This is a genomic window from Archangium sp. (genome assembly GCF_045802675.1).
Taxonomy (GTDB): Bacteria; Myxococcota; Myxococcia; order Myxococcales; family Myxococcaceae; genus Archangium.
Window position 1 is genome coordinate 43,485 of record NZ_JBJMQO010000014.1, and the last position, 20,009, is coordinate 63,493.

The 20,009-nt window shown below is 70.1% G+C and carries 21 protein-coding genes; 7 read left to right on the forward strand and 14 right to left on the reverse strand.

Annotation, left to right across the window (positions count from 1 at the left end):
- The first annotated feature begins 13 nt into the window (after nt 1-13).
- From nuoD to ACJ8AN_RS03080, 5 genes are all read left to right on the forward strand, one after another.
- Nucleotides 14-1,279, forward strand: coding sequence for an NADH dehydrogenase (quinone) subunit D (gene nuoD / locus ACJ8AN_RS03060; RefSeq protein ID WP_407753684.1), 1,266 nt, complete (start codon nt 14-16; stop codon nt 1,277-1,279).
- The gene (locus tag ACJ8AN_RS03065) at nt 1,276-3,141 is read left to right on the forward strand and encodes a 2Fe-2S iron-sulfur cluster-binding protein (RefSeq protein WP_407753685.1); all 1,866 of its coding nucleotides are present in this window, start codon (nt 1,276-1,278) and stop codon (nt 3,139-3,141) included. Before nuoD ends, ACJ8AN_RS03065 begins: the two co-directional genes overlap by 4 nt.
- A gap of 2 nt (nt 3,142-3,143) precedes the next feature.
- Nucleotides 3,144-4,631, forward strand: coding sequence for a complex I subunit 1/NuoH family protein (locus tag ACJ8AN_RS03070; protein ID WP_407753686.1), 1,488 nt, complete (start codon nt 3,144-3,146; stop codon nt 4,629-4,631).
- A 21-nt stretch (nt 4,632-4,652) separates the two neighbouring features.
- On the forward strand, nt 4,653-5,417 hold the full coding sequence (locus tag ACJ8AN_RS03075) for a NuoI/complex I 23 kDa subunit family protein (protein ID WP_407753687.1): 765 nt from the start codon (nt 4,653-4,655) through the stop codon (nt 5,415-5,417).
- A 201-nt stretch (nt 5,418-5,618) separates the two neighbouring features.
- Entirely contained in the window at nt 5,619-5,978 is a 360-nt protein-coding gene (locus ACJ8AN_RS03080; RefSeq protein ID WP_407753688.1) for a (2Fe-2S) ferredoxin domain-containing protein, read from the forward strand.
- A gap of 7 nt (nt 5,979-5,985) precedes the next feature.
- Here ACJ8AN_RS03080 and ACJ8AN_RS03085 read toward each other — a convergent pair whose 3' ends face one another.
- Entirely contained in the window at nt 5,986-8,559 is a 2,574-nt protein-coding gene (locus ACJ8AN_RS03085; RefSeq protein ID WP_407753689.1) for a CHASE2 domain-containing protein, read from the reverse strand.
- A 95-nt stretch (nt 8,560-8,654) separates the two neighbouring features.
- Between ACJ8AN_RS03085 and ACJ8AN_RS03090 the strand changes: the two genes are divergently transcribed.
- Complete coding sequence (locus ACJ8AN_RS03090) at nt 8,655-9,530, forward strand: hypothetical protein (RefSeq protein ID WP_407753690.1); 876 nt, start codon at nt 8,655-8,657, stop codon at nt 9,528-9,530.
- A gap of 9 nt (nt 9,531-9,539) precedes the next feature.
- Here ACJ8AN_RS03090 and ACJ8AN_RS03095 read toward each other — a convergent pair whose 3' ends face one another.
- From ACJ8AN_RS03095 to ACJ8AN_RS03130, 8 genes are all read right to left on the reverse strand, one after another.
- Nucleotides 9,540-10,535, reverse strand: coding sequence for a hypothetical protein (locus ACJ8AN_RS03095; RefSeq protein ID WP_407753706.1), 996 nt, complete (start codon nt 10,533-10,535; stop codon nt 9,540-9,542).
- A 395-nt stretch (nt 10,536-10,930) separates the two neighbouring features.
- Nucleotides 10,931-11,203, reverse strand: coding sequence for a YtxH domain-containing protein (locus ACJ8AN_RS03100; protein WP_407753691.1), 273 nt, complete (start codon nt 11,201-11,203; stop codon nt 10,931-10,933).
- 40 nt (nt 11,204-11,243) lie between these two features.
- Nucleotides 11,244-11,696, reverse strand: coding sequence for a hypothetical protein (locus ACJ8AN_RS03105; RefSeq protein WP_407753692.1), 453 nt, complete (start codon nt 11,694-11,696; stop codon nt 11,244-11,246).
- A 37-nt stretch (nt 11,697-11,733) separates the two neighbouring features.
- Nucleotides 11,734-11,934 carry a hypothetical protein gene (locus ACJ8AN_RS03110; RefSeq protein WP_407753693.1) on the reverse strand — a complete coding sequence of 67 codons (201 nt, stop codon included), beginning with the start codon at nt 11,932-11,934 and terminating at the stop codon, nt 11,734-11,736.
- Between the two features lie 47 nt (nt 11,935-11,981).
- A complete protein-coding gene (locus ACJ8AN_RS03115; protein WP_407753694.1) occupies nt 11,982-12,203 on the reverse strand; it encodes a DUF3618 domain-containing protein in 222 nt (73 codons plus the stop codon).
- On the reverse strand, nt 12,193-12,660 hold the full coding sequence (locus ACJ8AN_RS03120) for a phage holin family protein (RefSeq protein WP_407753695.1): 468 nt from the start codon (nt 12,658-12,660) through the stop codon (nt 12,193-12,195). Before ACJ8AN_RS03120 ends, ACJ8AN_RS03115 begins: the two co-directional genes overlap by 11 nt.
- A gap of 108 nt (nt 12,661-12,768) precedes the next feature.
- Nucleotides 12,769-13,533 (reverse strand): endonuclease/exonuclease/phosphatase family protein, encoded by a 765-nt coding sequence (locus tag ACJ8AN_RS03125; protein WP_407753696.1) that lies wholly within the window; start codon nt 13,531-13,533, stop codon nt 12,769-12,771.
- Nucleotides 13,534-13,551: 18 nt separating this feature from the next.
- On the reverse strand, nt 13,552-14,016 hold the full coding sequence (locus ACJ8AN_RS03130; RefSeq protein ID WP_407753697.1) for a hypothetical protein: 465 nt from the start codon (nt 14,014-14,016) through the stop codon (nt 13,552-13,554).
- A 256-nt stretch (nt 14,017-14,272) separates the two neighbouring features.
- On the opposite strand from ACJ8AN_RS03130, the gene ACJ8AN_RS03135 reads away from it, so the two are divergent.
- Complete coding sequence (locus ACJ8AN_RS03135) at nt 14,273-15,181, forward strand: M23 family metallopeptidase (protein WP_407753698.1); 909 nt, start codon at nt 14,273-14,275, stop codon at nt 15,179-15,181.
- Between the two features lie 13 nt (nt 15,182-15,194).
- Here the strand turns inward: ACJ8AN_RS03135 and ACJ8AN_RS03140 are convergent, their stop codons facing one another.
- The 5 genes from ACJ8AN_RS03140 to ACJ8AN_RS03160 form a co-directional block, all read right to left on the reverse strand.
- Entirely contained in the window at nt 15,195-16,088 is an 894-nt protein-coding gene (locus ACJ8AN_RS03140; protein WP_407753699.1) for a 3-keto-5-aminohexanoate cleavage protein, read from the reverse strand.
- Nucleotides 16,089-16,118: 30 nt separating this feature from the next.
- Nucleotides 16,119-16,907, reverse strand: a complete 789-nt coding sequence (locus ACJ8AN_RS03145) for an enoyl-CoA hydratase/isomerase family protein (protein WP_407753700.1) — start codon at nt 16,905-16,907, stop codon at nt 16,119-16,121.
- Entirely contained in the window at nt 16,850-17,563 is a 714-nt protein-coding gene (locus ACJ8AN_RS03150) for a TetR/AcrR family transcriptional regulator (protein ID WP_407753701.1), read from the reverse strand. The genes ACJ8AN_RS03145 and ACJ8AN_RS03150 overlap by 58 nt, the downstream gene beginning before the upstream one ends.
- A 90-nt stretch (nt 17,564-17,653) precedes the next feature.
- Nucleotides 17,654-19,198 (reverse strand): hypothetical protein, encoded by a 1,545-nt coding sequence (locus ACJ8AN_RS03155; RefSeq protein ID WP_407753702.1) that lies wholly within the window; start codon nt 19,196-19,198, stop codon nt 17,654-17,656.
- A 120-nt stretch (nt 19,199-19,318) separates the two neighbouring features.
- On the reverse strand, nt 19,319-19,669 hold the full coding sequence (locus ACJ8AN_RS03160; RefSeq protein WP_108074726.1) for a helix-turn-helix domain-containing protein: 351 nt from the start codon (nt 19,667-19,669) through the stop codon (nt 19,319-19,321).
- Nucleotides 19,670-20,009 lie beyond the last annotated feature (340 nt).

Here is a 20,009-nt window from a genome sequence, read left to right on the forward strand (position 1 = left end):
CAGGAAAGACATCATGGCGGACACCCACAAGCCCGTGTCACCCCCCAACCCCGAAGCGCCCAACCCGGACACCGACGCCTACGCCCACGAGGCGGAGCTGGAGGCCCACCTCCAGACCAAGCGGATGTACGTGAACATGGGCCCCTCGCACCCCGCCATGCACGGCACCGTGCGCATGAAGGTGGAGCTCGAGGGCGAGAACATCGCCACGTCCGACTGCGAGATCGGCTTCCTCCACCGCGGCTTCCAGAAGAGCTGCGAGAACGTCACCTGGACCCAGTGCCTGCCCTACACGGACCGGTTGAACTACGTGTCCGCGATGATGAACAACTTCGGCTTCCTCAACGCCGTGGAGAAGCTCATCGGCCTGGAGATTCCGGAGCGCGCCCAGTACATCCGCGTCATCGGCTCGGAGCTGCACCGCATCCATGATCACCTCACGTGCGTGGGCGCCACGGGCATGGAGCTCGGCGGCTTCGCCCCGTTCCTCTTCGCCGTGGAAGCGCGCGAGCTCATCATGGACCGCGTGGCCGAGCTCACGGGCGCGCGTCTGACCACCAGCTTCGGGCGCATCGGCGGCATGAACCGCGACCTGCCCGAGGGGTGGATCGAGAAGGTCATCAAGTCGCTCGACAAGACGATGGAGCTCGTCGCGGAGATCGAGGGCCTGCTCTCGCGCAACCGCATCTTCGTGGACCGCACCAAGGAGACGGGCGTCATCAGCGCCGAGGACGCCATCGACTACGGCTGGACGGGCCCGTGCCTGCGCGCCTGCGGCATCAACTACGACGTGCGCAAGGCGAAGCCGTACTGGGTCTACGACCAGCTCGAGTTCGACGTGCCGGTGGGTGAGCACGGCGACAACTACGATCGCTACCTGATGCGCATCGAGGAGATGAAGCAGTCGGACAAGATCCTCCGCCAGGCGCTCAAGAAGATCCCCTCCGGCCCCATCATCCTGGACGACTGGCGCATCGCGCTGCCGCCCAAGCCCGAGGTGTACGGCACCATCGAAGGCGTCATCTCGCACTTCAAGCTGGTGATGGAGGGTGTGCAGGTGCCCCCCGGCGAGGTCTACGACGCCACCGAGGCCGCCAACGGCGAGCTGGGCTGGTACATGGTGAGCGACGGCAGCGGCCGGCCGTACAAGGTCCACGTGCGCGCCCCTGGCTACCCCATCCTGTCCGCCGTGCCCTACATCATCAAGGGCAAGATGCTGGCGGACCTCATTCCCACCTTTGACACGATCAACATGATCGGCGGCGAGGTCGAGCAGTGAGCGACAACGACACCAAGAAGCCCACCGGAGACTCGCAGACGCCTCCCAAGGGCGCGCCCTCCGAGACCCGGGAGGCGCCCGGCTCCGCGCCGAAGCATCCGCCCGCGGGCGCGAAGCTGGACACCCCTCCGGCCGCGCACAGCGCCCCCACCGCGCCTCCGCCTCCCCCGGCGGCCAAGCCCGCTGGGCCGCCCCCGCCGAAGAACCCGGGCTTCGTCACCTGCACCATCGACGGCAAGGAAGTCGTGGTGAAGCCGGGGACGAACATGGTCGAGGCCGCCCGTTCGGTCGGCTCGGACATCCCCTACTTCTGCTACCACCCGCGCCTGTCCATCGCGGCCAACTGCCGCATGTGCATGGTGGAGGCCTCCAACGCCCCCAAGCTGGTGCCCGCCTGCCAGACGCCGCTCGCCGAGGGCCAGGTCATCAAGACCAACACGCCCAAGGTGAAGGAGCAGCAGCGCGCCGTCATGGAGTTCCTGCTCCTCAACCACCCGGTCGACTGCTCCATCTGCGACCAGGCCGGTGAGTGCAAGCTGCAGGACTACTACATGCGCTACGACTACCGCCCGTCGCGGCTCGAGGGTGGCAAGGTCCTGAAGAACAAGCGCAAGGTGCTCGGGCCCCGCGTGGTGCTGGACCAGGAGCGCTGCATCATCTGCAGCCGCTGCGTGCGCTTCATGAACGAGATTCCGAAGGAGCCGCAGCTCGGCATCTTCGGCCGTGGCAGCCACGAGGTCATCGACACCTTCCCGGGCAGCGAGCTGAGCAGCAACTACTCGCTCAACACCGTGGACATCTGCCCGGTGGGCGCGCTGCTCAGCCGCGACTTCCGCTTCCGCGCCCGCTCCTGGTTCCTCTCCGCCGCTCCGTCCGTGTGCACCGGCTGCTCGCGCGGCTGCAACACCTACGCGGACTTCATGGCGCAGGACACCTACCGCTACCGCCCGCGCGAGAACGAGGCCGTCAACAAGAGCTGGATGTGCGATCAGGGCCGGCTCTCGTACAAGTACCTCAACCTCGGCCGCGTGCTGAGCGCGGTGGTGGGCCGTCAGCAGGACATTGGCACCGCCCGTCCCGAGGTGGCTCGCAAGGACGCCGTCGCCGCCGCCGCCAAGGCGCTCGCCGACGTGAAGGGCCGCGTGGCCGTGCTCGCCTCGCCGCTGGCCTCCAATGAGGACCTGCTCGCCACGCTCACCTTCGCCAAGGGGACGCTGGGCGCCAAGGAAGTGTTTGTCGGTGGCCGCCCGCAGGGTGAGGCCGACCACTACCTCATGACGGCGGACAAGAACCCCAACCGCAAGGGCCTGGAGCTGATCGCCGCCGGTCTGGGGCTCGCGCTCAAGCCGTTCGACGAGCTGGTGACGGCCATGAACGGCGGCAAGGTGAAGGCGCTCTACGCCGTGGGCACCGAGGTGCCGGGCAACGTGGAGACCTTCGCGCAGGCCGCCGCCAAGCTGGACGTCTTCGTGGCGCAGGCGATGAACGAGTCGCCGCTGACCGCGCAGGCCACCGTGCTGCTGCCGGCCTCCACCCACGTGGAGTACGACGGCTCCTTCGTGCAGGTGGATGGGCTCGTCCAGCGCTTCCGCAAGGCGTACCCCTCCAAGGGCGACGCCGTGGCCCACTGGGCGCTGGCGGCCGAGCTCACCCGCGCCATGGGTGGCACCGCCGCCTGGAACTCTTCGCGTGACGCGTTCCGCGAGCTGGGCAAGCAGGTGGCCGAGCTCGCCCAGTTCGACTGGGACAAGGCCGCTCCGCCCGACCGGGAGAAGCCGGGCATCAACCCGCTGCCGACCGCCGCCGACGGCCGGCCTCCGGGCTACCGTGAGTTCGGCGCTCCCAGGGTCCGAGGTATCTGACAATGAAGCGCATACTCACCATCCTCTTCTGGTTCGGCATCATGTTCGCCCACTTCGTGGGCATCATGGCCGCGGCGTATGCCCTGGGCGGCCTCGCGGAGGGCCTCTTCCCGGGCGCCAGCCGCCTGACGAACCTGGTCATCCTGATGATCGCCGTGGTGATGGGCATCGCGTCCCTGCTCACGGTGGCCGAGCGCAAGTGGAGCGCGCTGATGCAGGACCGCATCGGTCCCAACCGCGCGCGCATCAACCTGCCCGGCCTCAAGGACAACGCCCTGGTGGGCATCCCCCACTTCCTCGCGGACGGCATGAAGATGCTGTTCAAGGAGGACTTCTTCCCCGCCACGGCCAACCGGCTGCTCTACAACCTGGGGCCCATGCTGGCCTTCGGGCCCATCTTCGCGCTGTTCGCGGTGGTGCCCGCCGGTCCCACCGTGTCGGTGTTCGGCAAGACGGTGGACATGGTGGTGGCCACCCCGGACTTCGGCATCCTCTACGTGTTCGCCATCGCCTCGCTGGCGGTGTACGGCACGTCGCTGGCCGGCTGGTCCTCCAACAACAAGTTCGCGCTGCTCGGTGGCGTCCGCGCCTCCTCGCAGATGATCTCCTACGAAGTGGCGCTCGGCCTGTCGCTGGTGGGACTGATGCTGGCCTTCTCCACGGTGCAGCTGCCCGCCTTCGTGGGCAACCTGACCAATGAGCTGGGCACGGGCGTTGCCGCCAGTGGCCAGGCCCGCTACCTGTGGTCCGGCAGCATCGGCGGCTTCGACGTCGGCATCCCCGCGTGGGGCTTCCTGCTGCAGCCGCTCGGCTTCTTCCTCTTCTTCGCCGCGGCCTTCGCGGAGACCAAGCGCGCCCCCTTCGACACACCGGAAGGTGAGTCGGAGATCATCGGCTACTTCGTCGAGTACTCGGGCATGAAGTTCGGCCTGTTCATGATCTCCGAGTTCGTGGAGATCGTGGTCCTGTCGGGTCTGATCGTGGTGCTCTTCTTCGGCGGCTACCACCTGCCCATCGGTGGCGAGTGGCTGTCCAACCTGGCCATCATGAAGGAGCACGGCTGGCTGTACGGCACCGTGATGGGCACCGTGTTCTGGGCGAAGGTGATGTTCTTCGTCTGGCTGCAGCTGGCCATCCGCTGGACGATGCCGCGCTTCCGCTACGATCAGATCCAGACGCTGGGCTGGAAGATCCTCTTCCCCACCGGCCTCATCAACGTGTTCGTCACCGGCGCGCTGGTGCTGTGGGATCCGTCCCTCCGGGCGCTGGCTGTGTTCGGCCTGCTGGAGATCGGCGTCCTGGTGGCGCTGACCCTGTCCTCGGGCGCCAAGAAGGAAGAGGGCCACGAGGGTCACGGCCACGGCGGCGCTCACGGCGGCCACGGCCACGACGACCACGGGCACGGCCTGCCCGCCCACGCGCATGCCGCCACGGCCCACGCGGACACCCATGCCGGTGCGCACTCCGGTGCCGCCACGGCCTCGCACTAGTCGAGCGGAGAGACAGACACCATGGCTTACAACGCGACTCAGGAGCCCCGCACCGACATCCGCGAGCGCTCCTACATTCCGGAGCTGATCAAGGGTCTGGCCATCACCACCCGGCACTTCCTGCGCAACCTCTTCGGGACGCGCGAGGTGGGCGTTCCATTCGAGGACCGCAAGGGCTTCAGTCAGATCACCACGGTGCAGTACCCCGAGGAGAAGGTCCCCTATCCCCCGGGCTACCGTGGCCTGCACCGCCTGGTTCCCCGCGACGACGGCAAGCCGCGCTGCGTGGCGTGCTACATGTGCGCCACCATCTGCCCGGCCCAGTGCATCTACATCGAGGCGGGTGAGTACGAGACGGACGCGGCCGAGGCGGGCTCGCGCGTCATCGAGAAGTTCCCCACCCAGTTCGTCATCGACGAGCTGCGCTGCATCGTGTGCGGCCTGTGCGTGGACGCGTGCCCCAAGGACGCCATCCGCATGGACACGTACACGCACACGCCGCCCGAGTACAACCGGCAGGGCTTCGTCTACGACATCCCCAAGCTGCTCAAGGGGCCCGCCGTCTCCCACCCGTCCGACCCGTGGAACAAGCGCCCGGGCTCGGAGCGGCCGGAGCACACGCACAAGGAGGCCCACACCCGCATCGGCGAGGGCCACGAGTCGCACCACCCCGCGCAGCTCGAGGCGGGCCACGGCCACGCCGCCCCCGCCGCCCCCGCCGCCCCGGCCAGCCGCACCGTCGTCTCCAACGAGGGCCCGGTACCCGTGACGAAGTTCCTCAAGTAGCTCGTCCGGTGCCCCGCTCCCGGCCCGCCCTCCCCGCCTGCGCGGTGGAACGGCGGGCCGGTGCTTTTTCAGGCGCAGTGCGAGTGCAGGTGCAGCCGCATTGCAGCCGTACAACCCCGCTCCCGGCATGCGAGGGGGCTGGCCCTCCTCGGCCGCGCGACCCTTTCCAGCCTCTCGCAAACTCCGTAGGGTGGATGGCGCATGAAGCGCTACCGCCTCTCCGTGTGCAAGGGCTCGAGCTGCAAGGCCGGCGGCTCCGACGCTGTGGCCGCGGCCGCTCGCGACGAGCTGTCCTCCCGGAAGCTGCAGGTGCGCTGCGAGCTGTACCGGGGCGGCTGCTACGGCTTCTGCCACATGGGGCCCAACGTCGTCATCCGCGAGGAGACGGGCCGCAAGAGGGATCCGCTCTCCCCCGAGGACTACCAGCTCATGGGCTGGGAGGGCGAGGCGTACTACTCGCACATGACGCCGGAGAAGATGCGGCGCGTGGTGGCCTGGCACATCGAGCAGGACCAGCCCGTCGTCGAGCTCTTCGGCCACCCGGACGAGGCGGACGACTAGCCTCCCGTCACTGCCCCTCGAGCGAGAACACGCCGTCCCAGTCCTCCGGGGGCGCCACCGAGGAGAGCTTGCGGCAGCGCTCGGCGTACACGCCGGCCACCGCGTCCTGGAGCTCCTCCACGCCCCGCGTGAACAGCGCCAGCGCCTCGTCGAAGCGCCGCTGGTGGTACGCGGTGAGCGCCTGCTCGTAGAGCGCCAGCTGCGCCTGCACCCGCGGGGAAATCTCTCCCTTGCGGCCCACCAGCTCGTGCATGCGCATGGGCTCGGCCCGGCCCTTGAGCCGCACCCGGTCCACCTCGCGGAAGACGTAGGCGTCCTGCGCCAGCTTCGCCGCCGAGTCCCCCACCAGCACGAAGGTGCCGTAGCCCCGGTTGAGGCTCTCCAGGAACATGGACAGCTTCACCGACTCGCCCATCACCGAGTACTTGGACTCGAAGTCGCTGCCCATGCCGCCCACCAGCACCTCGCCGCTGTCGATGCCGATGCGGCACTGCAGGTGGTGGCCGTACGTCTTGTCCCAGTACTCCTGGCGCTCGGCCAGCACCTCGCGCACCTTCAGCGCGGCCTCGCAGGCCCGGTGCGCGTGCCGGTCCGTGCGCACCGGCGCGCCCCAGAAGGCCATCACCGCGTCGCCGATGTACTTGTCCACCTGCCCGTGCGTGGCGCGCACCACGTCCGTCATCTCCGTCAGGTAGTCGTTGAGCAGCTGGACGAGCCGCTCGGGCGGCAGCTGCCCCGACAGCTTCGAGAAGCCATCGAGGTCGCAGAAGAAGACCGTCACCTCGCGGCGCTCCGGGCGCGTGAGCAGGCGCAGGTCCCTCGTGACGAGCCGCGCCACCTCGGGGTGCACGTAGCGGCCGAGCACATCGGTGATGAAGTGGCGCAGCTGCCGCTCGGTGCGCGAGGCCTGGACGATGGTGAAGATGAAGGTGAGGCCCATGGCCAGCAGCGGGCCCATCATCGCCACCCACACCAGCTCGTTGACGAAGACGTACCAGGCCACGCCCGCGTAGAGCAGCCCCAGCGCCACCATGGCGGCCAGGTACAGCAGCACGTCCCCGAAGGAGCGCAGGCCCCGGTTGAAGGTGAGCGCCACGAAGGCCCCCACCAGCGCCAGCCCCAGCGTGAGGAACAGGTCCGTGCGCGGCGTGGCGCGGGTGATGCCCTCGGACTGCAGCAGGTTCACCAGCGACTGCGCGAGCACCGCGCCCGAGGGCGTCCGCTCGCCGATGGGCGTGTGCTGGAAGTCCATCGCCTGGCGCGAGGTGTTGGTGAAGACGATGAGGCGGCCTTCGATATCGTGCACCGCCCGGGGAGGCACGCCCTCGCGCACGGCGAAGAGGTTGAGCAGCACGTTCCACGCGGGAATCGCCCGCGACACCGAGCCCCGCGAGCCCCGCCCCACTTCCGCCGCGTCCCAGCGCACCAGGCTGTAGCCGGACTCGTCCATGGGGATGGAGAAGCGATCTCCCACGTACAGCCGGCCGTCCGCGTACCGGAGCTGGCGCGAGCTCGCCAGGCGCATCGCCGCCGCCAGCGGCATCGAGGGCAGCACGTGCCGGTTGCCCTCGCGCGAGCGGTAGCTCACCAGGTGCGGCACCGCCCGCACCACCCCGTCTGGCTCCGCCGGCACGGTGATGGCGCCATAGAGGCTCGCCGAGCCCAGCAGCGGCGCCACCGGGTGCTCCAGCTGCCGCACCTCCTCCAGCTGTGCCGCGTCCAGCCCCTCCACCTCCACCTCGGCCAGGGAGATGAAGAGCTCGAGCGGGCCCACGCGGTACGTGTCGTCCGTGATGCGCCGCTCCTGCACCTTCGACGGCTCGCGCACGCCCTGCGCCAGGGCCACCCTCTGGCCCTCCTGCTCGCTGGCCACGCCCGCCCACACCTCCACCGCGTTCCCCGAGGGCAGCAGGTACGCCGGCCTCTGGTCCGCCAGCACCGACTGCACCCGGGCCCGCGCGTCCGCCGCGCTCGCGTAGCTGCCCAGCCGCACCCGGTACGGCCACAGCCGGCTGCCCGCGGGGATGCCCCGATCCGGCGTCCACGAGAAGGCCAGCACCGACTTGCCCGGGTTGCGGTCCAACAGCTTGCGGAAGGCCCGGTCGTCGTCCAGCCCCTCGAGGCCCGGCGTCCCCTGCGCCAGGCAGGCGCGCGGGCTCAGCTCGGTGAAGGGGAAGTCGAGCAGCACCAGCTCCGCGCCCTCGTCGACGAGCCGGTTGGACAGGCCTCCGAAAATCTCCCGGGGCCACGGGTTGGAGGCGATGCCCGGGTGCTCGTCCTGGCGGGCCTCGGCGAGCGTCTCGTCGTCGAGCGCCACCACCACCACGCGATCCGAGCGCGAGGAGCGGCCTCCCAGCGAGCGCACGCGCCAGTCGTAGGTGCCGCGCTCCCAGGACTGCAACCAGGCCGAGGGCCGGGCGAGCAGCGCGATGGGCGTGGCCTCCTCGGACAGCTGCGCGCGCGGGACGCGGTAGTACACCAGCAGCCCGAGAATGGCGCCGAAGAGCGTGGCCTGCAGGAGCGAATAGCCGAGCCGCTGCAGGAAGCGGAGACCGGCCGAGTAGATGGGAAGGCTTCGCACGGGCAGCGGCACCATAGCGCGTTCGGCCCACGGTCCCAGCCCTCGCGTGGCCCTGGTATGCTCGCCCGCCGGGTCGTCCTCCCGGAAAGACGCTTATGAAACGCCTCCTGCTGTCCGCCGCCGCCACCGCTCTCCTGCTCACCCCCCTTGCCTGCGACTTCACCAAGACGGGCAATCAAATCCTCGCCGAGAAGGTGATGGTGGGCACCCTGTTCTCCACGCCCGACGTGAGCTTCTCGCCCACCGCCATGGCCGGGTTCGACGCCGGCACGCCCCGGACCGATGGCGGCTTCGCCGACCAACAGACCATCCCGGGCCAGACGGCCGCCCTCGTCTTCTTCGGCACGCGCAATGGAGACACCGGCGCCCCGGCCCCCCTCGCCGACGCCACCGTCCGCATCGACGTCCAGAACGGCACCTCCATCCCCCTCGACAACAAGGGCGTGGGCACCTACAGCGTCACGAGCGACTTCGGCGAGGACGGCGGCGTGAAGTACAAGTCCGGCGCCACCTACAACTTCGTCGCCGCGCAGGGCGGCAGCTCGTACGTGGGCCAGGTGATGGACGCGCCGGCCCTCGAGCGGATTGAAGCGCTCCACCCGGCCTCGGGCTACGTGCGGCTCACCGCCAACCAGGGCCTCACGCTGCAGCGGCCGTCGGTGGCCCCCAATGTGGAGCGCACGCTCGGCTTCGTCACCGTCTTCCCGCTGGGCTCCAACGGCGAGAAGGGTGAGCCCACCTACACCAACGTGCCCAAGGAGCCGCTGGAGTTCCTCCAGCTCGTGGCCCTGCCCGTCGAGTGGCAGAAGGCGACGATCGCCATCCCCGGCACCGCCTTCCCCCAGCCGGGCAGCAACTACCTCGTCACCTTCCAGACGGTGAGGATGGGCGGCGCCGAGTCCGACAACCTCTTCTACGGCAGCGCCCTGCTGGTGGGCACCGCGGACTTGGGCTTCGTCCGCACGCAGTAGCCCGCGCGCTCAGCCCGCCTCCACCTCGAGCTCGAGCCTGCCCTCGAGCTTGAGGCGCAGCAGGTGCCCCGCGAAGCGCTCGGACTCCTCGCGGGTGAGGATGCCCCGGAAGCCGGGGCCCTCGGCCACCTCCACCTCCATCACCGGCCCGCGCTGCAGGAGGCGGAAGAAGTCCTCACCTCCCTCGGGCCGCGGCACGAAGACGGGCAGGAAGCCCTTCACCGGCAGCACCTCGCCCGGCACGCGCACCCGCTCCACCAGCGCCAGGGCCTCCGGACGCACCTCGCCCGGCGCGACGCCCTCCTCCGCGTAGAGCGGCGCCGGGGGCAGGGACACGTCCTCCGTGGAGTCGTCGAAGAGGAAGCCGTAGCGCGAGGGAATGCGCTCGGCGAAGAGGTACAGCAGCAGCAGCGGCGCGTCCCCACTCACCCGCTCCACATGCAGCACGGCGCGCGTGGCGCCCACCTTGCGCAGCAGCAACCGCAGGCGTGGAGGCGACGCGGCCAGGTAGCGCCGCACCCTGTCCCGGATGGTGGCGCGCAGTTCCTCGAAGGCCGTCCGGTAGCGGGACTCGCGCTCGGCCTCGTCCTTCGCGAGCGCCTCGCGCGCCCGCATCAGCTTCTCCTCGGCCTGGCGCAGGAAGTCCCGCATGGGCGCGTCCGCCGGGGTGAGCGCCGACTCCGCCGTGGGTGCCGAGCCCACGGACGCCCGCTCCTGGCTCGCCGCCCGCACCGCGCCCACCAGGAAGGAGCCCTGCTGCTCCAGCCGCTCGTGCTCCTCCTGGAAGCGCAACCTCGCGGCGCCGTGCGCCAGCCGCAATTCGAGCCACGCGTCATAGGCGGGCTCCAGCGTCTCCAGGCCTCGCACTCGGGCCAGGGCTCCGCGAATCACCGACTCGGCGGAGGCTCCGGGTGGGGGCGGCTCGCGTGGCGTCTCCGGCCGGGCCGTCGGCACGGTGCCGGTGCGCGCCAGGGCCTTCTCTTCCTTCGCACCCACCGCGGGCATGGCTTCCGGCGTGTGCCGGCGCAGCGAGGCCAGGTGCCCGAGCGGAATCCCGGCGGAGGGCGCTCGCGTCCCGTCCCGGGCCGGCCGATGGCTCCGCACGGGCGCGGGGAGTGGGCTTTCCTCCACCCACGCCTCGTCGATGGCGGGAATCTCCCGGGGCGTGTCCCGCCGCCGCGGCGACTCCTCGCGCTTCGACGCACCCCCGCCCTTGGCGGGCCCCTTCCCCGCCCGGCCCCTACCGCCCGCTGGCTTGCGCTCCTTCCTCGACGTCACGCCGCGCGCTCTCGCATGGGCTCGGAGTCTACCGCCTGGAAAGTAGAAGGGGCGACCCGACTTCAGCGGATCGCCCCTCGAGGGCCGCCCGGTTCACGGGCGGAGCTTCGGACTCCCGGGGCTCAGACGCCGCGGGACACGGACTCGGAGCGCTGGCCGTCGCCGTTGGCCAGCGAGTCCTGGCCCCCCTGCAACCGGCTGCGCAGGTCATCGCGCAGCTCGGCGCCGGGCTTGGGCGCCATCAGCAGGCCGAGGCCCGCGCCCACCAGCAGGCCCACGGAGAAGGCACCCAGCGTGGGCAACAGCCAGTCCGCGGGGCCCTTCTTGCTCTCCAGGCCGAGCAACTCGAGCACGTCGTCCTTGTCCATCTTCTTCAGGTCTCTGGCGCTGAACATCGCGGGAGCTCCATGTGTGGCGAGTGGGGAAACCAGTGAATCACACCTGCGAGCCCTGGGGACCGCCCGCGCCGCCCGTCCCGCCACCGCCCCCGGTCATGTTCGACACGCGGCCGGCGCCCACCTCGACGCCGTGCAGGGCCGCCTCGGCCATGCCGATGAGCTCGTCCTTCACCATGGGCAGCGCCGCCAGCCGCACGCCCAGCCGGAGGATGCGCCCGGTGGTGCGCGTGAAGAGGCCTCCGCCGAGCACGTAGCCCACGCCGAGGGCCGCGGCCACCATCAGGTACGGGTTGCGCTCCACGCGGCCCTTGAGGTCCATCGTGTCGCGCAGGTCCGTCACCGCGCCGCGCGCGTCGTCCCACAACTGCTGCGCGTCCGTGCCGATCCGGTCCACCTTATGGCCGAAGCCCGCCTGCCCCTGGTTGCCCTGCGTCTGGCTGTCGCTGGCCGACTGGCCGCCATTGCCCGGGTTGCTCTGGAAGGTCGTCATGTTGGTACTCCGAGTCTTCGAGGAAACGGCGACACGCTCAGCGGCGGGAGGCAATCCGCCCGACGATGAAGCCCAGGGCCACGGCGCCCAGCAGGCACGTGCCCGGGTTGGCGCGGATGAAGCCCACCACGCGGTTGTTCACTTCCTCCAGGTTGCGCCGCGCATCCTCCAGCTGCGGCAACATGTTCTCCTGGAGCTGACGGGCCTTCTCCTGCAGGTGCTGCGGATTGACGTCCATGGAAGTTCAGCCTCTCGGGTTGAAGGGTGGAACGAAGATGGGGCGCCTCAACGCCGTTGGCTATTGCCGATGAGGAAGCCGATGAAAAAAGCCGCGCCCACGCACGTGAGGGGCCGGCGCCGCACCCACTCGCGCCAGTCGGTGCGCCAGGCCACCTCCTCGCGCAGCTCGCCCACGGAGTGGATGAGCTCGGCCCGGGTGCGCTCGATTTCCGCGCGGAGCTGCTCGGGCGTCTGCGTCCCGGTGCGCGCCTTGCCGTCAGCGGCCATGGCCGGCCTCCCGGGGAAGCGCCGCGGGCTGTACCGCCACGGCCTGCGCCTGGGCGAGCACCGTCACGCTGCGGTTGAGCTCCTCGGTGGTCTCGTCCATGACCCGGTGGGACTTGAGCCTCCGGACGGCCCGGGCGATGCCCACCCCTCCGCCCACGAGGTTCACCCCGCCCACCAGCGCGAGCGCACCGGCCCAGCCCGTCCAGGGCTGCACCAGGACGACGAGCGCCCCGCACAGGAAGGTGTAGCCCACCAGCACGAAGGGCACGAAGGCGGCGATCAGCGCCACGTCCAGGCCCATGACGCGCGCGTCCTCCATCAACTCCACGCGCGCCAGCGTGAGGTGCTGCGTCACCAGTCTGCTGAAACCATCCGTCAGCCGTCCGACGAGCGCGGTCAGTCCGCGCTCCGCCTGTTCGGTGCCCAAGCCCATCTGCTCCCCGGCCGTCGCTCTCATTCGGTGGGCCCAACCTAGGCCCCCCCTGTTCTCCGCGACAACCCCGCCGCGGAGCCATGTGTCCGGCGTTCGTCAGCGTCGGCCATCCAACGCGCCAGCCCCCCCAGGCTAGCCGATGAGCTCGACCGGTGCAGAGAGCGGGGCCCGGCCCTCCAGGTTCGCCTCGAAGCGCATCACCAGCGGCAGGTGGTCCGAGGCCACTTCCGAGAGCGGCGTGCGGTGGGCGGCCAGCGTCAACGGCCTCACGCCCGAGTCCACGTAGATGCGATCCAGCCGCAGCAGGGGGAAGCGCGTGGGGTAGGTGCGCCCCCGGCTGCCCAGCTCCAGGGCCACGTCGTGGATGGCCTGGCGCACCAGCCCGGGCACCGCGCCGGGTCCCCAATAGTTGAAATCTCCACACACCACCACCGGATCACTGCGCACGGCATCGCGGAGGATGTCGGCGGACAGCAGCAGCGCTTCCTGGCGGCGGCGCTCGCGCATGCTCAGCCCCAGGTGCAGGCAGAAGACGTGCACCTGCCGGCCCTGGCCCAGGTCGAGGTCACAGCGCAGGGCGCCCCGGGGCTCGCGGCGGCCCACGCTCAGGTCGTAGTTCTTCGACTTGAGGATGGGCAGCCGGGAGAGGATGGCGTTGCCGTAGCGGCGGCCGTTGCGCACCACGTTGGGTCCGAAGGCCATGTGCAGGCCGAGCAGGTCCGCGAGGTGCTCGGGCTGGTCCTCCCGGGGCGTCACGCCCCGGTAGTCCCCCACTTCCTGGAGGGCGATGATGTCCGCGTTGACTTCACGCAACACCGCACCCACCCGGTTCAGGTCGAAGCGCCCGTCCGTCCCGACGCCACTGTGGATGTTGTAGGAAACGAGCGTCAGCTCCACGGAGCGAACCGTCCCTGGTCAGCCCTGCACGAGACGCAGCCGCTGCGCGGCCAGACGCGCCGCCTCCATGGGCAGCGACAGCAGCCGCCCCGTGGCCCGGGTGACGTCCTCGAGGCCCGACTGCAGGGCGCGGAACTGGCGCAGGGCCTCGTCGTACACGTCCGTCAGCGCGGTGCGCGAGGGCAGCGGCTCCTCGGTGGCCACCGGCAGCGCGCCAATGGGCTGGCCGCGGTTGGTCGCGGTGGGCTTCACCGGCGCGTTGGGCGACAGGCCCGCGAGCGCCTCGAGCTGCGCGTTCATCGCGCGCACATGGAACATCTCCTCGGTCTCGGCGTGGTTGCGGCCGTAATGGATTTCCTTGTCGCCCCGGCGCTCCGTCGCGCGCCGCTCGGACTCGCTCTGCCTGGCCCGGCGTCGCAGACCACGGCTCGGAGTCGAGGTCTTGGCTACGGTGAAGTGGTCGAAGCTGTAGGAACGCGGCATCCGAAATTCTCCCCCTCGAAAACGCCCCAGAAAAACGCCCAAGAAAACGGATGCGCGCAAACTAAGAAGCCAGGGCCGCAGAGGGAACGCTGAGGCTCACGGGGGCTCGCTCGTCCGTCTACTCCTCGAAGGGAGGAGCGTGCGCTGTCCTTCCCGTTGGGAGTCGGCGCTGACAGCCACGCGGCGGACACTCGGGGGGGTTGCCGAGGTCGGCATTCGTTGACGCTCGCCCCCGGCGCACGCATATCTCGCGCCCGTGTATACCGCCCCCCTCCGTCGGCTTCCGTTCCTCCTGCTGGCCCTCGGCCTGTCCGCTCTCGCCGCCGAGGAGCGTCCCCTCCTCTCCCTCCAGCCCACGGCCGCCCATCCGGGCGACCCGGTGCTCGTCACCGTGCGAGGCCTCACCCAGGTGCCCACGGGCTCCCTCGGCGAGCGGCCCTTGCGCTTCTACCCGACGCGCGAGGGCTTCCAGGCCCTCACGGGCCTTCCGGTGGAGCAGACGCCGGGCGCGGTGCCGGTGAAGGTGTCGGTGCCGGCCACGGGCGAGGCCGCGCCCACGGAGCTCACCGGCTCGCTGGCCGTGGTGCCCCCGGGCTGGCCGGAGCGCAAGCTGAAGGTGGCCAACAAATTCACCACCCCCCAGCCGCCCCCCGAGGTACAGGCGCGTCAGGAGGCGGACAAGGCCGCCTTCGCCACGGCCTTCGCGCAGTCCTTCGTCTCGCCGCTCTTCGCGGAGAACTTCGCCTGGCCGCGCCAGGTCACCATCACCGCGCCCTTTGGCGACCTGCGCACCTTCAACGGGAAGAAGCAGAGCCAGCACTACGGCACCGACCTGCGCGGCGCCGTGGGCGAGCCCGTGTACGCGGCCAACGCGGGCACGGTGGTGATGACGCGCGAGGCCTACGCCTCGGGCAACACGGTGCTCGTCTACCACGGGGCCGGCCTCTACACGGCGTACTTCCACCTGTCCGCCACGGACGTGAAGGACGGCCAGCGCGTGGAGCGCGGCCAGCTCCTGGGCAAGGTGGGCTCCACCGGCCGCGTCACCGGCCCCCACCTCCACTGGGGCGTGAAGGTGGACGACATGTGGGTGGACGGCGAGACGCTGCTCAAGCTCGACTTCGGCACCGGCGCGCCGGCGGTTACCCAGCGCGACAAGCCGTAGCGCTGAGCCGGGCCTACCAGGACTGGCCGATGCCGAGCGCGGCCCGGGCCTCGTCCGGGCTCATCGGCTCGCGGCCGATGTCCCGCGCCAGCCGCACCGCCTTCTCCACCAGCGGCCCGTTGCCCTTGGCCATCTCCTTGCCGGCCGGGTCCAGGTAGAAGTTGTCCTCGAGCCCCACGCGGATGTTGCCGCCCAGCACCAGCGCCGAGGCCACCAGCTTCCACTGCACCCGGGAGATGCCAATCACCTCCCAGGTGTCCTCGGGGCGAATCTGCCGCGCCATGGCCAGCAGGTTCTCCGCCGTGGGCGCCACGCCGCCGAGCACCCCGAGGATGAAGCTGTACTGCAGCGGGCCCTTGAGCGCGCCCATCTGCAAGAGCGGCTCCGCGTTGTGCACGTGGCCCAGGTCGAAGCACTCCAGCTCCGGCTTCACCCCGCCCTCGCGCATGGCGTCCGCGGCCAGGAGGATGTCCGAGAAGGGGTTGGGGAACACGAAGTCGAAGACGAAGCCCTTCCGCTTCTCCGAATACTTCGCGTAGTTCATCGAGCCCATGTTGAGCGCGGCCATCTCCGGCCGCGTCTTCCACACGTAGGCCAGGCGCTCCTTCTTCTCCGCCTCGGACTCGACGCCCATGTTGAAGCCGCCGGTGGAGAAGTTGACGATGATGGGGCTGCGCTTGCGCACCTCCTCCTTGATCTGCCCGTAGATGTCCGCGCTCCACGTCTGCTCACCCGAGTCGGGCTCGCGGCCGTGGATGTGCACCACCGCGGCACCCGCCTCGTAGGCGCGGCGGGCCTCCTCGCCGATCTCCACCGGCGAGTACGGCAGGTACGGGCACTGGTCTCTCTTGGCCAGCACGCCCGTCAGCGCGCAGGTGACGACGACCTTGTCCTTCGACAGCGGCATGGGGCTCTCCTCCTCCGGGACTCCAGAAACTCAGCGGTCGTTCCACTTGGGGGGACGCTTCTCGATGAAGGCTGTGACACCCTCGGCGGCGTCCTCGGCCAGCACGTTGAGGGACAGCTGGGAGGACAGGTACTCGAGCGCCGCGGGCAGCGGCAGGTCCTCGGCGGTGAAGAAGGCGCGGCGGCCCAGGGCGAGCACCGCCTGGCTCTTGCCCGCGAGCTTCCCCGCGAGCCCCGCCACCGCCGCGTCCAGCTCCGCCGCGGGCACCACCCGGTTGAGCAGCCCCAGCGCGAGCGCCTCCCGCGCGCCCATCCGCTCCCCCGTGAGCACCATCTCCAGCGCCCGCTTGCGGCCCACGTGCCGCTGCAGCAGCGCCATCATCATCATGGGGAAGAGCCCCACGTCGATCTCCGGCGTGCCCAGCTCCGCGTGCTCGGCGGCCACGGCCAGGTCGCACCCGAGCACCAGCCCGAGCCCGCCCGCGAGCGCGTGCCCGTTGACGCGCGCCACCGTGGGCTTGCGAACGTCCTGCAGCCGCAGCAGCAGCCGGCCATAGGTGCGGCGGCCCTCATGGGTGGCGAGGAAACCGCCGTCCCCGCCCATCTGCCCCAAGTCTCCCCCGGCGCAGAACACCTTCTGGCCCGCGCCGGTGAGCACCACCACGCGCACCGCCGGGTCCGCCTCCGCCTTGTCGAGCGCGGCCAGCAACCCGTGGAGCACCTCGGGCGAGAGCGCGTTGCGCGCCCTCGGCCGGTCAATCGTCAGGAGCGCTTGCCCGCCTTCGGCCTGGTACCGGACGACGCTTTCTCCTGCTTCCATGAGGCCTCCGAGGCAGTGGCGGCGCCGGGAAGCACGCCGTGAAGGAAGGACTCGGCGATCTGCACCTTGGCGCGCTCGAGGGCCTCGGGGCTGCGGTCCTCCACCAGGCCCGACACGAAGGCGGTGAGCCCCAGCTCAATGGCGCCGAAGAGGAGCGAGGCGCACAGCATGGGGTCCATGTCCGGGCGCAGCTCGCCGGCGGCCTGGGCGCGCGCGAACATGTTCGCGGACATGCGGATGGTGTCGAGGAAGGCCTGCTGCCGGCTGACGATCTGGGTACCGGCGGGGCTGCGGGCCACCTCGAGGATGAGCACCTTCACCGCGCGCGGGTCCACCCGGTAGGCCTCGAAGGCCACGTCCGCCACGCCGCGCACCTTCTCCTGGAGCGAGGTGCTCTCGTCCTCGGCCACCGCGCGCATGCGCGAGACGAAGCCGCTCCACCCCGTCTCCACGACGGTCTCCAGCAGCTCGTCCTTGTTCTTGAAGTAGTGGTAGACGAGCCCGTAGGCCACGCCCGCCTCGCGCGCCACGTCCGCGATGCGGCAGCCGTGGTAGCCCTTGCGCGCGAACACGTCGATCGCCGCTCGCAGGATGGTGCGGCGGCGCTCGTTCTCCCGACTCCCCGCCCCCTCCGACTTGTTCTGCCGCTGACTCACGCGCTGTGTCTCCCCGGTTGATTCGCCAATCAGCCGGGGAGGACGCTACGGAGGGAGGAGCCCGGGGTCAATGCCCTTGCCGGGCCCGCGTCACGGGAAGATATCGCCGAAGACGCGAGGCGCGTCGATGAGCGCCGTGTGGCCGTCGAGATTCGCGGCGGTGAAGGTGCACGTGGCCTGCACCTCCCAGTCGATGGCGACGGTGTAGTTGGGCACGTCCGGGTTGGTGGGGTCGCGCACGTCCTTGATGACGTAGCGCATGAGCGTGTACGCCGGGTAGGTGAAGGCGCGGCCCTTGGTGAGCTTGGCCACTTCCACCGGGCCCACGGTGCCGGACTCGCAGCCGTCGTCGTTGCCGTTGCGCGCGATGCTGTTGAACCAGGGGTCGGCCACGAGGAACTCGGCGAACAGGGCGTCGAACTTGTCCAGGTGCTGCTTGACGGGCGGGGGGTTGAGCGCGCGCACGACGGGGCTGGGGTTGCGCGAGCTGGCCAGGGTGCGGTCCTCGGCGTGCGGCCAGCCCGTCCAGAGGATGCGCTCCTGCACCCAGATGAGGGTGATGGCGTCGTACTTGCCGTTCTTGCCGTCCCAGACGCCGTTGCCGTTGGAGTCGACGTAGCGCTCGCCCTTGTCCCAGGTGCCGTTGTCGTTGTTGTCGACGAAGGGCTCGGTGAGGTCCACGTACGGCTCGCTGTCGTCGTGCACGCCGTTGTTGTTGAGGTCGTCGAAGGCCTCCTCACCCGAGGTGACGGCGATCATGCTCACCAGGTTGTCGCGCGGGTTGTTGGTGAGGGGGTTGCCGCCGCGGTCCTGCCGGATGGGATCCAACCGGCGCGGCTCGTTGCGGGTGGGCTCCTTGCCGTAGTTGGCGATCGGATCCTCCGTCCACTCGAACGGGTGCATCCACAAGGGCACGAGGTACTCGCCCGTGTGGGTGGCGTCGTTGGGGGGAGCCCAGGTGAAGGAGGCCGGGGGCACGTCGTCCGGCATGGGCAGCGAGGTCTTGTAGAGAATCTGCGCGTTGCCCACCACGTCCGTGAGGCTGGTGGAGCTCGGGCCGATGGTGCCCGCCTCGGTGAGGAAGGAGACCTGCGCGCCGGCGATGCCATCACCATTGCGGTCCGCCACGTGGGCGATGCAGTCCACCTTCACGCCGGCGATGAGGTGACGCGTCTCGTCGAAGGCGCCAATCGCGTGAATACCACCCGAGCCGGTGCCGGAGATGGAGCCGCACTGGAAGGTGAACTGGCGCGAGTTGGAGTTGGAGCCGGCGAAGGTGACCGCGGGGCTGGTCGCCGACTTGTCCCCCACGCGGGCCGTCACCACCACGGACGAAACACGGCCGCCCTTGGCCACCACCTGGGTGGAGGCGATGCCGTTGCTCACGTCGGTGGTGGCCTCGGTGGGGTTGATTTCAACGCCGGAGACGGGTGCCTGCACCTCGAAGGTGACATGCACACCCGCCTGCGGCTGACCACGGGAGTCGATCGCGCGAAAGCGCAACGTGGTGATCTCCCCCAACTTGGGCTGCAGGGGAGACTGCTCCACGAACTCCAGCGTGGCCGGGAGCGGGCCCTGGCAGGCCACGAGCATTCCACTCGCGACCGCCACACACACGGCGAGACCCAGACGCATCTGAGAAGACTCCTTCAAGAGGGAAGAGCGCCGCGCGCCGGTGACGCACAGCCAACACTTCCCATCTTCCCGGTCTCAGATGCGTCCCGTCAAGGACGGCAGCCCATCAGGGCGCCGGGGTCAGGCCGCCGAGCCGCTGAACATGGCTCGCGCCACGCCCAGCAGGCGGTCGACGTCCCGGGCGGTAAGGCCCCTCGCTCGAGCGAAGTCCGACAACGGCCGCAGCAAGTCCTCCGTCTGCGCCGGCGTCTCCTCCGTTCCAGCGAAGAGCTCACCCAGGCTCACGCCCAGGGCGTTGGCCAGGGCGGCAAGGGTTTCCACATGCGCGACCCGCTCGCCCCGCTCAATCATCGAGAGGAAGGAGACGCTGATCTGCGCCCGCTCCGCGAGCTCCTCCTGCGTCCACCGCTCCGGGCGCTGGGTGCGAAGTTCACGAATACGCTGTCCGATACGTTTGCCGAGTTCCGACACGAAAGACCTCGTCCTCCTCAGGGGGGATCCGTTCAGGGAGTGAAAGAACCACGCACACGCGATCGGGATTCCTGCCCCCGATTTCGGACGTCCCAGGCCCCGTAACCGTGAGGTTGACTCCGAGGTCCAAGCCGCCCGTCCCCTGTTCGAGCCCCCCCTGAAAACAGAAGGAGACCCGCTGCGAGCCCGTGGTGGTACGAGCGTCTCGTATCGCATCCCGAGGCCAAAGCCGAGAATGAGTTGCGCGCCAGACGGCAGGAGCCCAGGCGGCAGAGGGCTCATGCGAGCGTGTCCCACCACGGCTTCCAACGCCCCGAGCAGGCGGACCGTGCCCCTGACA

Bases quoted from the DNA above. Each gene is read 5' to 3' on its own strand.
- nuoD (WP_407753684.1), top strand. From the start codon at position 14: ATGGCGGACACCCACAAGCCCGTGTCACCCCCCAACCCCGAAGCGCCC.
- ACJ8AN_RS03140 (WP_407753699.1), bottom strand. From the start codon at position 16,088: ATGCCGCTGTCGAAGGACAAGGTCGTCGTCACCTGCGCGCTGACGGGC.
- ACJ8AN_RS03105 (WP_407753692.1), bottom strand. From the start codon at position 11,696: ATGACGACCTTCCAGAGCAACCCGGGCAATGGCGGCCAGTCGGCCAGC.
- ACJ8AN_RS03145 (WP_407753700.1), bottom strand. From the start codon at position 16,907: ATGGAAGCAGGAGAAAGCGTCGTCCGGTACCAGGCCGAAGGCGGGCAA.
- ACJ8AN_RS03130 (WP_407753697.1), bottom strand. From the start codon at position 14,016: ATGCCGCGTTCCTACAGCTTCGACCACTTCACCGTAGCCAAGACCTCG.
- ACJ8AN_RS03155 (WP_407753702.1), bottom strand. From the start codon at position 19,198: ATGCGTCTGGGTCTCGCCGTGTGTGTGGCGGTCGCGAGTGGAATGCTC.
- ACJ8AN_RS03075 (WP_407753687.1), top strand. From the start codon at position 4,653: ATGGCTTACAACGCGACTCAGGAGCCCCGCACCGACATCCGCGAGCGC.
- ACJ8AN_RS03115 (WP_407753694.1), bottom strand. From the start codon at position 12,203: ATGGCCGCTGACGGCAAGGCGCGCACCGGGACGCAGACGCCCGAGCAG.
- ACJ8AN_RS03100 (WP_407753691.1), bottom strand. From the start codon at position 11,203: ATGTTCAGCGCCAGAGACCTGAAGAAGATGGACAAGGACGACGTGCTC.
- ACJ8AN_RS03110 (WP_407753693.1), bottom strand. From the start codon at position 11,934: ATGGACGTCAATCCGCAGCACCTGCAGGAGAAGGCCCGTCAGCTCCAG.
- ACJ8AN_RS03080 (WP_407753688.1), top strand. From the start codon at position 5,619: ATGAAGCGCTACCGCCTCTCCGTGTGCAAGGGCTCGAGCTGCAAGGCC.
- ACJ8AN_RS03070 (WP_407753686.1), top strand. From the start codon at position 3,144: ATGAAGCGCATACTCACCATCCTCTTCTGGTTCGGCATCATGTTCGCC.
- ACJ8AN_RS03120 (WP_407753695.1), bottom strand. From the start codon at position 12,660: ATGAGAGCGACGGCCGGGGAGCAGATGGGCTTGGGCACCGAACAGGCG.
- ACJ8AN_RS03095 (WP_407753706.1), bottom strand. From the start codon at position 10,535: ATGCCCGCGGTGGGTGCGAAGGAAGAGAAGGCCCTGGCGCGCACCGGC.
- ACJ8AN_RS03090 (WP_407753690.1), top strand. From the start codon at position 8,655: ATGAAACGCCTCCTGCTGTCCGCCGCCGCCACCGCTCTCCTGCTCACC.